We start from the raw sequence: 13,885 nt of genomic DNA, 5'->3' as shown, positions 1-13,885 counted from the left end.
ACGACATCAGTCGTTCGATGTATCTTGAAAAATGGATTCCCACAAGGCACTGACTGCAGTGCGCGCCTGCAAAAGGTCGGGATGCAGACTCAAATCAACTCGGGTTTTCTCAGCCCCATCTAAGCGCAATCGGTGCTGCTGTTCGCGCAGCAAGCGGTAGGCATCGGCTACTGAAACGGCAGATTCCTTAGGAATCAATCCTGCGTTTGCAGCAATACCTAACAATGCAATGTTCCCCAAATTACCAATCAGTGCAGGATGCTGGTGCGCATAAGCCAATATCAAAAATTGCACGATGAACTCAATATCGACCATACCGCCGGCATCATGTTTCAGGTCAAACTGAGTACTGGGGTTAGGGTGTCCAGCATGCACTTTGCGACGCATACTCAAAATCTCTGAGCGCAAAGCAGCGACGTCGCGCACCTGGCTTAAAACATCAGATCGAATGGCATCAAACTGCGGTGCCACCTGGAGATTACCGGCAGCAAAGCGTGCGCGCGTTAAGGCCTGATGCTCCCAAACCCAAGCGGCATTGTCGCCCTCCCGTAATTGATACTTACGAAATGAATCCAGGCTCGTAACCAAAAATCCTGCGGAGCCATTGGGCCGTAAACGGGTATCGATTTCAAACAGGGTGCCTGCAGCAGTGTGTGTCGTCAACCAATTAATCATGCGCTTGGCTAGCAATGAGAAAACTTCTTGTGCCGGAAAATGCGCTGCATCCGTTTGGGCTTCTTTTTCATCGTATAGAAAAACCAAATCCAAGTCCGATGCGTAGCCTAATTCTTTACCGCCCAACTTACCGTACGCAATCACAGCAAAGGATGGAAGGGTCGGATCTAAATCAAATTTCTTGGCCACGCCCGGCCAAATCCGCTCAAAGCTTGCCTGCAGAATTAAATCGGCCAAGGCGGATAGGCGATCACTGACTGCTTCAACGCTTAAAGGCTTAGCAATGCCTATTCCCAAATCGGCCAACAACGTAATGAAGGTTTCAGTATGGTGAGTGACCCGCAAAATATCCATGGCGTGCTCGGCTGCGCCATCGCCATCCGCTAGGGCATCATCGAGGCGCATATCTAAATCAGCCTTAATGCCCTTCCAATAGGCCTCGGGGTGATTGACAAGTTCGGATTCAGAACGCGTAGCGAGCAGGTAATCCAGTAAATGGGGATGGCGACTTAAGTAGCTTGCACCCCATTGCGAGGCCTGCAATAAAGCCAAAATATTATGCAAGGCGCTGGGGTATTCAGCCAATATGGAAAGATAGGCGCTACGACGCGCAATCGCCTCCAATAGATCAAAGAAGCGCAATAAGGTTTGGTCTGCTACCGCGGGATCAATGGTGTCATGCTCTAACTGCTCTGTCGCCTTACAAATCAGATTATTAAAGATGTGTCGGCTTTTTTCTGGCAAGCTGCGCTGTTTTGAACTCTCCAGCCAAGTCTGCCAACGCTGGCAGGCTTCTGGATAGCGGTCACCATTGGGTTGCCAATCAGATGCAATCGATTCGGTATCGAGGCGCGTTTTATCGTCCAGCACAAAGGCTTTTTCAAATAAACGTGCAACCCGATCTTGCTGGCGCGTGAGCTCGTCTAGGAATGCCGATAAAGTCGCCTCAGACTTTTCATCTGGCCCAGCCATCGCCTCCGCTAAGCGCGCTCGAGATTCCGTCTCCTCAGGAAAATAGTGGGTTTGCTGGTCTTCCCATAACTGAATACGGTGCTCAAGGCGGCGCAGAAAAACATAGGCCTCGCTTAAATCATGCACCTCATTCTCTGGCAACAGATTCTGCTGAGCTAACAACTGCAACACTTGCAAGGTCGGTCTAATGCGAAAGCGTGGATCTGTACCACCGCGCATCAGTTGAAACATTTGCGCTAAAAATTCAATTTCACGGATACCACCTCGTCCCAGCTTGATATCGTGGGATCTGCCATGGCGATTGGCGCTCCGTTTTTCTGCCTCACGCTGTATTTGCGAGTGCAAATCCCGAATCGCTGCAATCACGCCGTAATCCAAGTGGCGCCGATAAACAAACGGACGTATGAGTTGATCTAATGCTTTTTCGCAGCGCCCATGGTCAGCCGAGCCTGCTAGCGGATAAATCAATCGCCCTTTGATCCAGGCATAACGCTCCCACTCGCGGCCTTGTACTGTCAAGTACACCTCAAGCATATCCAAGCTGCATACCAGAGGACCAGAGTCACCATTGGGCCGTAAACGCATATCCACCCGGAAGACAAAACCATTGGCATCGTGCTCAGAGATGATCTTAATTAAGCGTTTGCCCATCCGCGTAAACCACTCGTGATTCGACAGGCTTTTTTCACCGCCTTGGGTCTCGCCCTCATACTCATAGAGAAAAATTAAGTCGATGTCGGACGATAGATTGAGCTCATAACCACCGAGCTTACCCATGCCAACCACCATCAGCGGGACCTCACAATTGGCCTCGGAAGACCATGGAATACCAAAACGTGCCTTTAAGTCGGTGCGGATTGCCTCCAAGGCTATTGCGACGGTTTGCTCAGCAAATATACTCAGCGCCTCCGTCACTTCAGCCAATGGGGCCTGCCCGCTGAGGTCACGCAAACCCAAGTACAGCATTAATTTCTGACGGGCTAGGCGTAACTCCGCCATTAGCTTTAATTCGTCTAATTCCGGCTCAGCAGCGATGCCTTGCGCTGGCTCAAGCAGAGCCTTAATCGCCGCCAAGTTAACCGGCTGGCCTTGATGCTCCGCAAGCCACGGAGCCCAATCAGGACGAGCCTGTAGCCAGCGGCTAGCAAATACAGAATGCCGCTTCAAAAAGTCGATTTGATGATCAAACGAGGCCATACCGAATCATAGCTATTCTTGAGTGGGGTGACGGATAATAGGGTTTATGTTTGGAAACATTTCCCTCGGACCCTTGCTGCGCAGCATGAAAAACGGCATTGCTCAGCTCCATTGGTCGCGTTGGCTGGTCCGCTTTCTTAAGGTAATGGCTATCCTTGCCGCACTTGCAGTGGCCTTGCATTTTGGGGTCCGCTACCTTATTTGGCCGCAGATTGAAAAATCCAAGCCAACCCTAGAAAAGCTGATGGGGTCCCGACTGGGCGTTACGGTCACGATGGATGATGTGCGCGTCAGCTGGGATGGCCTGCGGCCTGAATTTGAAATCAATGGATTGCGGTTTTATGCCCAGAACGCAGGCAAGGTCAGCGGTCCAACAAAAAATTTGCCTGCGCTGGCAATCCAATCCATATCGGGTGAACTCAGCCTGCTGTCCTTTTATCATCTTGCCCCGTATTTTGAAAAGTTGGTCATCAGGAATGCCGAGCTCACTGCCGAGCGAAGTCAAACTGGGATCATTTCGATTGCCGGTATTGCACTTGATCCAAACGAAAGTGGTCATGCAGGTAGTGATTGGCTCATGGCGCAAAACGCTATTCAGCTAAGCAATGCAGTGATTCACTGGCGGGATCACGAGAAGAAAAAATTAGATACCGATATTCGAATCGAATCCCTCTTGATCTCCAACGGCCTACGAGATCACCTGATTGACTTAGTAGCTTATTTACCCAGCGATCGAAGCCCAGTGCGCTTGAGTGCAGACTTTAAACACGGCATCGGCGGCGAGCCCGGCAATTGGCGTAACTGGAGCGGGCAATTTACCTGGGACTTTAAAGGGCTCAACCTCAATCGCTTAGCGCTCGACTTTAAGCTACCCCTGCCCATGCTCGAAGGCATTCTGGAGTCACGTGGCTTTATAAGTCTAAGTAAGGGCAGGCTAAATGGCGGCGATGCCCTGCTCCTTGCAGATGACTTACGCGTTCAATTTAAACAGGAGCGCGATCTGTTGGAGTTTGGTCGACTCGAGGCAGAAATTCAGGAAAGCTCCAAAGGAAAAGTGGTTTCCGTAACCAGTAAAAAATTAGCGTGGCGGGATTTTGGGAGTCCTAAAAATTTCCCTCTGAAAGAATTAAGTCCGATGTCGTTTTATTGGACTCCGCCCAAAGCCGGTGAAGAAATCCGGGAGTTTGGCTTTGCATCCCCTCGCATTAGCGTTGATGATGCCACCTTGTTTGCGCTCAATCTACCCCTACCTAATAAACTGCACCGCATCATTGCAGGCTCCAAGGCAAGCGGACTTCTGGAGAACGTCGATATCCAGTGGTCAGAAAAAACTTCAGTCCTACCTCTACCCAAAACCTGGTTACCCAATGCCAATTTGGCCTTGTCGATCAAAGCGGATTTAAGTCAATTTCGCTTCCTAGGGCCCCGCAATGTGTTACCGAGCGTAAGCAACTTAACGGGCCGACTGGAGACCAACGAAAAGCAAGGTAGCCTGATATTGAACTCCCCTAATCTTGAGCTTGATATCAGCGGATTTTTAGCGGATCCAAAACTCAAACTCGAGACCGCAAAAGGTCGGATTGAATGGCAAAAGATAAAGGGGCAATGGCAAATCAGCGGAAAGGATGTTGCATTTAGCAACCCGGATGTCAGTGCATCGCTATCCGCCAACTACCTCTTTGGCGACCCCAAACAAACGGATTCACTGACCCTGAATATGCAATTTGAGCGCGCCACGTTGACGCAAGTGCATCGCTATCTTCCAGTCGAAATGGATCGCGATGCGCGAACCTACCTGAGCAAGGCATTTGCTGGCGGTGAAGTACAAAAAGGCAGTCTCTTTATTAAAGGAGACCCCAATCAAATTCCCTACTCCGCGCAATACCCCGGGGAATTCACGCTCAATCTACCGATCAAAAACACCACCTTCAGTCCAGTACCAACCCTTCCTGCCAGCCAGGGTATCTGGCCCGCTTTTACTAATCTCAGCGGTGCAGTAATAATGAAAGAGGCAGCGCTGAAAGTGCAAGTCGATACGGCGAACTACCAAAACGCTCTTTTGCAATCGGTTCAAGCCACAATCAATGATGTCACGGCCAACAATTCAGAGGTTAGAGTAAAGGGCTCTGCTAGCGGTGATTTGAAGGAGTTACTGGACTACATCAAACCTACGCCCATGTTGCAGAAGCGCCCCTCGGTTGCACAATTGCTAAATGTCAGCGGCCCTGCGGATTTAAGCGTCGATTTAGCAATCCCACTATCGGGATCAAAAGATCCTGATATCGATATTCGCTTAACATTATTGGGCAATCAAATACAGTGGTCTGACTTTCCGCCACTGCTCAATACCAAAGGTAGCTTACGAATACGCGATGACTTTCCGATGCCAGAAACAATTCGCGCCGACGTTTTGGGCGGTAGTCTCCAGGTGACTAGCCAGTCATCTGGGGGATCGGAAAAAGTGCTGACAGTCGCTGGTGGTATTAATACGAATGAACTCAAAAAGCACCTGGCAGATAAAAGCGATTTGACCTTTGCTCCTGTCTTAAACGCAATGGCGGGCAAGATTAATTATGACGGTCAAGTCCGTATAGACAAATCCACTATCGATAGCAATATCCGCTTTAATCTCAATGCATTTGGCTTAAATGCCCCAGAGCCTTTCAACAAGGCAATCAATACCCCACTCTCTGCTCGCCTGAATTTAAAAAGCAACCCAGATCAAAAAAGTGGGGGCAACATACTGAGTTGGTCCGGCCAAATTGGTGAGCGTATTTTTATGCAAGGCAGCTCTGCTACTGGAAGCCCAGTAAGGCAAGCCTACGGCATTGGTCAGCCAGCCACCTTGCCTCAAAATGGCATCACTTTTGGGATCAATACCAATGAGCTTGATCTCGATGCCTGGTATGCATTTCTAAAACCAACAGTAGCAATTGATACGGCAAGAAAAAAAGAGGGCGAGTCCAGCTCAGCAAAGTACGCCGAAGCGAATGTGCCAGTAGAAATCACTGCTCAAGTAAAAAAACTGACGCTACTCAATCGCCACTGGTCTGATCTTCAACTCAGCGCAAATCAAAAAGACGCGCAACTGCAATTGCAAATTACATCCCCACAGGTAGCAGGGCAAATTCAGTGGCAAGCCAAGAAAAAAATGGATATTGCGGGGCAACTTAGCGGCAAGCTAAGCGCCCTGCATATTCCGGATACCATCGGGTCTGTCGCCACCACTAATTCAGCGACCAAGCAACAAGCGCCAGCCCAAGTATCGGTAGGAGAGTTGCCCAACATCAATCTTGCCGTCGATGACTTTCAATACGGTGACAAGTCCCTTGGAAAGGTAAGCCTAAAAGCGACTCGCTCGCCCACCGCATTGATGATTAACAATCTGCAAGTGAGTAATCCGCAAGACACTACTGTCATTAGTGGGGTTTGGTGCGGCAGCGATGGCGCCCAAAAAGAGCGGACTGAGATTGATGTCACGATGGCGATTGCGGATCTAGGCCCCATTGCTGCCCGCTGGGGCAACCCCAACTCAATTGAAGGCGGGGATGGCAAGATTAGCGGAAAACTAGCATGGCATGGCTCAGCATTCCAGCCTCAACTTGAAACGCTAGATGGCAAGATCAATGTTGCGCTTGAAAAAGGTCGCCTCCTAAAGGTAGATACCACTGCCGCTAAATTATTTAGTGTACTTAGCCTGCAAAGTCTCTTACGCTTTGCTACGCTGGATTTGCAAGGTAGCCTTGGAACGGTGGTATCGCAAGGCACTGCCTTTAAAACGATTACCGGTGATTTTGCAGTCAACAGCGGCATTGCCAAAACTGATAACTTTTTAATGCAACTTGATCAGGCCCGCGTTGCCATGGCGGGTTTAATTGATGCCCCGAAAGAAACCCAGGATTTACGCATTACGGTTTTCCCCAGTATTGACGCAACTTCCGGCGCTTTGGCGGTGTTTGCGATCAATCCGATTGCTGGACTGGGCGCTTTAATTGGCCAATATCTGGTAACGAATCGAATCAATAAGGCAATGCAGTCGGATTATTTAGTGCAAGGTTCCTGGACAGATCCCGAAATCATCCCCCTCAACCAGCAGGGGCAGCCCTTAGATCCCAAGGTGCTCGACGGTATTCGTACGAAGGGCTTACTCAAAGAACAGGCCAAGCCAAGCGCGCCCAACTCAAGCACTCCTGCACCTACTACCGGCCAAAGTGCCATTGAGTCTTTCTCTGGTTCTGGCGTAATCGCAACCCCCAATTAAAGTAAAGCAGTACGATTGACGTATTCCCACTTTTAACTGATCTCACCTATGTCCGAACTGCGCGTTTGCTCGATTCAGATGGTGTCTACGCCACTGCTTACAGAAAACCTCGATCGGGCAGCACATTGGGTGGCTGAGGCTGCTGCAACTGGTGCCAAGCTTGTTCTGCTACCAGAATACTTTTGCTTGATGGGTTTGGCCGATACCGATAAGGTTAGAGCCAGAGAAAAACTGGGCTATGGCCCCATTCAAGAGCGTTTGTCCAGTCTTGCAAAACAATATGGTGTTTTTTTAGTTGCCGGCACTATTCCGCTGGAGTGCAGCGACCCAAACAAGGTGCTCAACACCAGCTTAGTATTTAATCCAGATGGCGCGCAAATTGCACGATACGACAAAATCCATTTGTTCGGATTTCAGACAAGCGAAGAGCGCTATCAAGAATCAGAAACGATTGCGCCTGGAGATCAACCCGGGAGTGTGTCGATTTCGGTTGCAGGAGTGGATTGGCGCTTTGGCTTAAGCGTCTGTTACGACTTGCGCTTTCCTGAACTCTATCGTGCGATTGGATTGGTGGATTGCCACCTGATTCCAGCTGCCTTTACTTACACCACTGGTAAAGACCATTGGGACATCTTATTGCGCGCTAGAGCAATTGAAAACCAATGCTATGTCTTGGCATCAGCCCAAGGGGGACTTCATCAGAATCAGCGCCGCACCTGGGGCAATACGATGCTGATTGACCCATGGGGCCAGGTTGTTAGCGTTCTGGATCAAGGTGAGGGCCTAGTACACGGTCTTCTGAGCAAAGAACGGTTAAACGCGGTACGCTCTAAATTACCTGCACTACACCACCGCACAATGTGATTTTTTGAAAGACACTGCATTTATGAATGATGTTCACATGCCGACTGATTGGACCAAACCCAAACAACAGGGCGACTTACTGCAAATCGCCAAGTCAATATTGCTTGAGCCCAGCGGTCTCACCGAATCGGATTTGCACGATACCTTTGGGGTCATGTACGCTCATCGCCTAGATGATGCTGATGTGTATTTTCAACACACACGCAATGAAAGCTGGAGCCTAGAAGAAGGCATCGTTAAGTCGGGAAGCTTTAGCATTGACCAGGGCGTTGGCGTGCGCGCAATTTATGGTGACAAAACTGCGTTTGCGTATTCGGATGAAATCAATCTACCCGCCCTACTCAAGTCCGCTAAAGCAACTCGCGTCATTGGTCCATCGGGCGGCAAGCAGGCTCTTGCGAGAACTACATCGACGCCAGTCGCCAATACCCTGTATTCCGGCTTAAATCCACTGGACTCTTTAGGTCCAACGGAGAAGATCGCTTTGCTGGAAGCAATTGAGCGGCGCGCCAAAGCGCGGGATCCCCGAATCATTCAAGTGATGGCTAGCTTAGCTGGGGAATTTGACGTGGTGCTCGTGATGCGTGCCAATGGCTTACTGGCGGCCGACATCAGGCCACTCGTTCGTGTTTCGGTTCATGTGATTGCCGAACAAAATGGGCGTCGCGAATCTGGTTCGGCTGGTGGCGGCGCTCGCCATGACTACGGCTATTTCACGTCTGACCTAGTGAATCATTGGGTAGATGAGGCGGTGGATAGCGCACTCCTCAATTTAGAGTCGCGCCCTGCTCCTGCCGGCCCGATGACTGTTGTTATGGGCCCAGGATGGCCGGGTGTATTGCTCCACGAAGCCATCGGTCATGGCCTGGAGGGTGACTTTAATCGCAAGGGATCCTCCGCTTTTGCAGGCCGCATCGGCCAACGGGTCGCCGCCAAGGGAGTGACGGTGGTCGACGATGGCACCCTCAGCGGGCGACGCGGCTCCTTGAATATCGACGACGAAGGCACGCCAACCCAATGCACCACCTTGATTGAGGATGGCATTCTGAAAGGCTACATTCAAGATACCTTGAATGCTCGGCTGATGAAAATGCCCCAGACCGGCAATGGTCGGCGCGAGAGTTTTGCTTCCTTACCCATGCCACGCATGACTAATACCTACATGCTGGCTGGCAAAGAAGATCCCCAAGAAATCGTCGCCAGCATCAAACGCGGTCTGTATGCAGTCAACTTTGGCGGCGGGCAAGTCGACATTACCAGCGGGAAATTTGTCTTTTCTGCATCGGAAGCCTACTGGGTCGAAAACGGCAAAATTCAATATCCCGTGAAAGGCGCCACCATTATTGGCAACGGTCCAGAGTCCTTAAAACAGGTCTCGATGATCGGCAATGACCTGAAGCTAGACAGCGGGGTTGGGGTTTGCGGCAAGGAAGGCCAGAGCGTGCCAGTAGGCGTTGGCCAGCCAACCCTCCGGATCGATGGCATGACGGTAGGGGGCACAGCCTAATCAGCTTAAAATACGGATATGAGCACTCGAACCAACATCACCCCCGAAAACTGGTATGCCAGCGTGGATAAAACCTCGGATACCGACGACCAGCGTATTCACAACATTACGGTACTGCCACCGCCAGAGCATCTGATTCGTTTTTTTCCGATTGCTGGAACAGCGATTGAAAAATTAATCAGCCAAACGCGCAGCAAGATTCGTAATTTGATTCACGGCAAAGATGACCGACTTTTAGTCATCATCGGCCCCTGCTCCATTCATGATCCACGAGCAGCACTTGAGTATTGCCAGCGTCTCTTAGCTGAACGTAAGCGTTTTTCGGGTGAACTGGAAATTGTTATGCGGGTCTATTTTGAAAAACCCCGCACTACGGTTGGCTGGAAGGGTTTAATCAATGACCCCTATCTGGATGAGAGTTTCCGCATCGAAGAAGGTCTGCGAATTGCGCGTCAAGTACTCATGGAAATCAATCGCATGGGTATGCCTGCCGGTAGCGAATTCTTAGATGTGATTTCCCCGCAATACATTGCTGATTTAATTTCTTGGGGAGCCATTGGCGCCCGTACCACCGAGAGCCAAGTGCACCGCGAACTTGCCTCTGGCTTGTCGGCTCCGATTGGATTTAAAAATGGCACGGATGGCAATATCCGCATCGCTACCGACGCTATCCAGGCAGCGCGTAGAGAGCATCACTTCTTATCGGTACACAAAAATGGTCAAGTTGCTATTGTTGAAACCAATGGCAATAAAGACTGCCACGTCATTCTGCGCGGCGGCAAAGAGCCAAACTACGAAGAAAAATTTGTCACCGCAGCATGTCAGGAGCTCGAGGCAGCTAAGTTACCGGCCAGCCTCATGGTTGATTTATCGCACGCTAACTCGAGCAAACAACATGAGCGTCAAATTACGGTGGCCGATGACATCGCAAAACAAATTGAATCTGGCTCACGCCACATCTTTGGCGTGATGATTGAAAGTCACCTCAACGGTGGCGCCCAAAAATTCACCCCAGGCAAAGATGATGCCAGCGCCCTCGAATACGGCAAGAGCATTACCGATGCCTGCATTAATTGGGACGACTCAGTGAAGGTCTTAGAGCGTTTGGCGCAAGCCGTTAAGAAACGTCGGCGCGGATAAAAAAGGGAAAACTCTGGATCAATCGGATTTATTCTGATTCTTCCAGAGAATATCTTGACCACCGGCGGCGCGATTTAATACCCGCGCCAAAACAAACAGCAAATCCGATAAGCGATTGACGTACTGACGCGGAGAGTCATGCAAGGTATCGTGCCAACCGAGCTTCACGATAGACCGCTCAGCGCGACGACAAACCGTTCTACAGACATGGGCTTGCGCAGCCGCACGTGTACCGCCAGGCAGAATAAATTCAGTTAACGGGGGCAGCGTATCGTTGTAGTGCTTGAGCCACGCATCCAACTGCGCCACTTGCTCCTCTTTGAGTAGGGTGTAATTCGGAATACACAACTCCCCACCCAAATCAAACAAATCATGCTGCACCCGCAAAAAGAGTGCCTGCATCTCAGTGGCAATGGCCTCCGGGATGGCTTCGGTCATCAAAACACCGATTTCGGAGTTGAGTTCGTCTACGTCCCCCATCGCGCAAATGCGCAAATGGTCCTTTTCAACTCGGCTGCCATCGCCCAATCCGGTCATGCCGGCATCGCCGGTTCGTGTTGCAATTTTTGAAAGTCGATTTCCCATCAACTGATTATAGGTAAATGGCTAAAATGGAGCGATGAATACTGTCGCCCCACCACCCGATCTCCTAGAAATTCAGGCTCTGCAGGCTAAATTAGTCTCGGCGCTCCGGCCCATCTTGGCGGAAGACGGCCTTTTGTGGGAACCAGAGGACACAATCCCCTATGAATGTGATGGTTTAGCGGCCTATCGGCGCATGCCTTTGGCAGTTGCCCTGCCTGAAAACGAAGCACAAGTGTCGCGTATTTTGCAGGTCTGCCATGCCATGAATGTGCCTGTTGTGCCCCGCGGTGCTGGTACCGGCTTATCGGGCGGCGCGATGCCCATCGCCCAAGGCCTAGTTCTTTCCCTTGCCAAACTCAAAAAGATTCTGGACATCAATCTATTTACCCGCACTGCGGTTGTGCAGCCGGGCGTGCGCAATCTGGCGATTTCTGAGGCAGTTGCCCATTTGGGCTTGTACTACGCTCCCGATCCATCATCGCAAATTGCCTGCTCGATTGGCGGCAACGTCAACGAAAACTCCGGCGGCGTTCACTGCCTTAAGTACGGATTAACGCTGCACAATGTGTTGCGTGTTCGTGGCGTTTTAATGAGCGGCGAGATTGTCGAATTTGGTAGCCTAGCGCCTGATGCACCGGGACTTGATTTACTCGCCATTGTGATGGGTAGCGAAGGCATGCTGGCGGCGGTCACAGAAGTGACTGTCAAGCTCGTACCAAAACCCAAATTAGCCCAAGTCATTATGGCTAGCTTTGATGACATCGAAAAAGGCGGCAATGCGGTTGCCGCCATTATTGCCGCTGGCATTATTCCGGCCGGCCTTGAGATGATGGATAAGGCAACAACGCGGGCGGTCGAAGAGTTTGTGCACGCCGGCTACGACTTAGACGCCGCTGCCATTTTGCTGTGTGAGTCCGACGGCACGCCAGAAGAAGTAGCAGAAGAAATTGGGCGTATGACTGCTGTTTTAGAAAAAGCGGGCGCCAGCGGCATTCGTATCTCAAAAAATGAAAGTGAGCGCCTGACGTTCTGGAGCGGTCGTAAAAATGCCTTTCCAGCAGCGGGCCGCATTGCAGCCGACTACTACTGCATGGATGGAACGATTCCTCGGCGTCACATTGCTACGCTCTTGCGCCGCATTCAAGAAATGGAAAAAAAATATCGGCTCGGCTGCTTAAATGTATTTCATGCGGGCGATGGCAATATGCATCCGCTGATCTTATTTAATGGCGCCGACATGGACGAGTGGCACCGTGCGGAAGAGTTTGGCACCGACATATTAGAGGCGTGCGTTGAACTCGGCGGGACCATTACCGGCGAGCACGGTGTTGGTATCGAAAAGATCAATTCGATGTGCGTGCAATTTGGCGAGCATGAGCGGGAATTATTCTGGGGCGTGAAACGCGCTTTTGATCCAGCCCAATTGTTGAACCCCGATAAAGCCATTCCCAGTCTTAGCCGCTGTGCCGAGTACGGTCGCATGCGCATCAGCGGTGGCAAGTTACCGCATCCTGAGTTGGAGCGTTTTTAATGAGCGATGTGCAGATTCAGCAGTTCCGAGATCAAATTAAAGCCGCAGCCGCATCAAAGACGGCGCTATCAATTCAAGGGGGTGGCTCAAAGAGCTGGTACGGCAACCCCAATGCCTATACCCCTTTACTGACTACTGGGTTTCATGGGATCGTAGACTACCAACCCGAAGAGCTCGTCATTACAGCGCGTGCCGGAACGGCATTGGCCACCATTGAGGCAGCACTCGCCGAAAAAAATCAGATGCTGGCATTTGAGCCTCCCCACTTTGGAGCGCAAGCGACATTTGGTGGTGCGATTGGCGCTGGTCTTGCTGGCCCAGGACGCATCAGCGCCGGTAATTTGCGCGACTATGTATTGGGTACGCGCCTCATGGATGGGCAAGGACACGATTTATCGTTCGGCGGTAAGGTCATGAAAAACGTGGCCGGCTATGACGTCTCGCGTTTGTTGCCAGGCTCTTTAGGCACCTTCGCCCTCATACTCGAGGCCTCCGTCAAGGTCTTACCAAAGCCTGCTGGCAGCGCATCCTTGCGCTGCTTTATTTCTGAGGCGCGCGCACTAAAGGTATTGAATGAGTGGGCAGGCCAACCCCTGCCCTTGTCGGCGAGTAGTTGGATCGGCTCAGGTGATGCCAATGCCGATGGGGAGCTCACCATTCGCCTTGCAGGCGCAGTTGCCGCAGTCCAGTCCGCTACCGTCCTCATGAAATCCACTCTAGGCGCAACCGAACTTGACCCTGCCATTGCTGCTGCATTTTGGCGGGATCTACGCGAACACAAATTGGATTGCTTTCATGGGTTGGGTGCTGATGATGCCCTGTATCGCCTCGCCCTGCCTGCAGCATGTCCACCTATCGATTTTTCTACGCTCGCCTCAAGTGGCACTCAGCAGCGCGTTCTCGAATGGCACGGCCAACAACGCTGGTGGCATGGCCCAGCAGATGCAAATACCCAAGCGAAAGTGAAAGCAAAGGCAATTGAACACGGCGGTCACGCCAGCTGCTTTCGCGTTGGTAGCAATGGTGTAGCGCAGCGCTTCACTTTGCTGAGCGATCAAGCCCATAGTGCGGCACTCACTTCTGTCCAAGCCCAATTGCGTAAGGCATTTGATCCATCCGGGGTTTTTGCAACCGGTCGCCTTCCTTAATCTAC

At 51.1% G+C, this 13,885-nt stretch carries 8 protein-coding genes; 6 read left to right on the top strand and 2 right to left on the bottom strand.

Going from position 1 to position 13,885, the window contains the following annotated elements; genetic code table 11:
* Positions 1-6 precede the first annotated feature (6 nt).
* Positions 7-2,844: a bifunctional [glutamate--ammonia ligase]-adenylyl-L-tyrosine phosphorylase/[glutamate--ammonia-ligase] adenylyltransferase gene (gene glnE, locus Q8M75_RS04510; RefSeq protein WP_305486639.1), complete on the bottom strand. Its 2,838-nt coding sequence runs from the start codon at positions 2,842-2,844 to the stop codon at positions 7-9.
* Positions 2,845-2,890: 46 nt separating this feature from the next.
* Here glnE and Q8M75_RS04505 point away from each other — a divergent pair, with 46 nt between their 5' ends.
* Genes Q8M75_RS04505 through Q8M75_RS04490 form a run of 4 tightly spaced genes read left to right on the top strand, consistent with a single transcriptional unit; the run spans position 2,891 to position 10,616 of the window.
* Entirely contained in the window at positions 2,891-7,105 is a 4,215-nt protein-coding gene (locus Q8M75_RS04505) for a YhdP family protein (RefSeq protein WP_305486636.1), read from the top strand.
* A 48-nt stretch (positions 7,106-7,153) separates the two neighbouring features.
* Positions 7,154-7,969, top strand: a complete 816-nt coding sequence (locus Q8M75_RS04500; protein ID WP_305486634.1) for a carbon-nitrogen hydrolase family protein — start codon at positions 7,154-7,156, stop codon at positions 7,967-7,969.
* A 37-nt stretch (positions 7,970-8,006) separates the two neighbouring features.
* Positions 8,007-9,476 (top strand): metalloprotease TldD, encoded by a 1,470-nt coding sequence (tldD, locus tag Q8M75_RS04495; RefSeq protein WP_371131769.1) that lies wholly within the window; start codon positions 8,007-8,009, stop codon positions 9,474-9,476.
* 18 nt (positions 9,477-9,494) lie between these two features.
* On the top strand, positions 9,495-10,616 hold the full coding sequence (locus Q8M75_RS04490) for a 3-deoxy-7-phosphoheptulonate synthase (protein ID WP_305486629.1): 1,122 nt from the start codon (positions 9,495-9,497) through the stop codon (positions 10,614-10,616).
* Between the two features lie 18 nt (positions 10,617-10,634).
* Here the strand turns inward: Q8M75_RS04490 and Q8M75_RS04485 are convergent, their stop codons facing one another.
* On the bottom strand, positions 10,635-11,201 hold the full coding sequence (locus Q8M75_RS04485; RefSeq protein WP_305486626.1) for a cob(I)yrinic acid a,c-diamide adenosyltransferase: 567 nt from the start codon (positions 11,199-11,201) through the stop codon (positions 10,635-10,637).
* A 34-nt stretch (positions 11,202-11,235) separates the two neighbouring features.
* On the opposite strand from Q8M75_RS04485, the gene Q8M75_RS04480 reads away from it, so the two are divergent.
* Both Q8M75_RS04480 and glcE read left to right on the top strand, forming a co-directional pair.
* Positions 11,236-12,732, top strand: coding sequence for an FAD-linked oxidase C-terminal domain-containing protein (locus Q8M75_RS04480; RefSeq protein WP_305486624.1), 1,497 nt, complete (start codon positions 11,236-11,238; stop codon positions 12,730-12,732).
* Positions 12,732-13,880: a glycolate oxidase subunit GlcE gene (gene glcE / locus Q8M75_RS04475; protein WP_305486622.1), complete on the top strand. Its 1,149-nt coding sequence runs from the start codon at positions 12,732-12,734 to the stop codon at positions 13,878-13,880. Before Q8M75_RS04480 ends, glcE begins: the two co-directional genes overlap by 1 nt.
* The last annotated feature ends 5 nt before the right edge of the window (positions 13,881-13,885 follow it).

It is taken from the genome of Polynucleobacter sp., assembly GCF_030693775.1.
Lineage (GTDB): Bacteria > Pseudomonadota > Gammaproteobacteria > Burkholderiales > Burkholderiaceae > Polynucleobacter.
The sequence above is the reverse complement of the archived record's forward strand: the minus strand, read 5'-3'. Positions and strand labels throughout refer to the sequence as shown.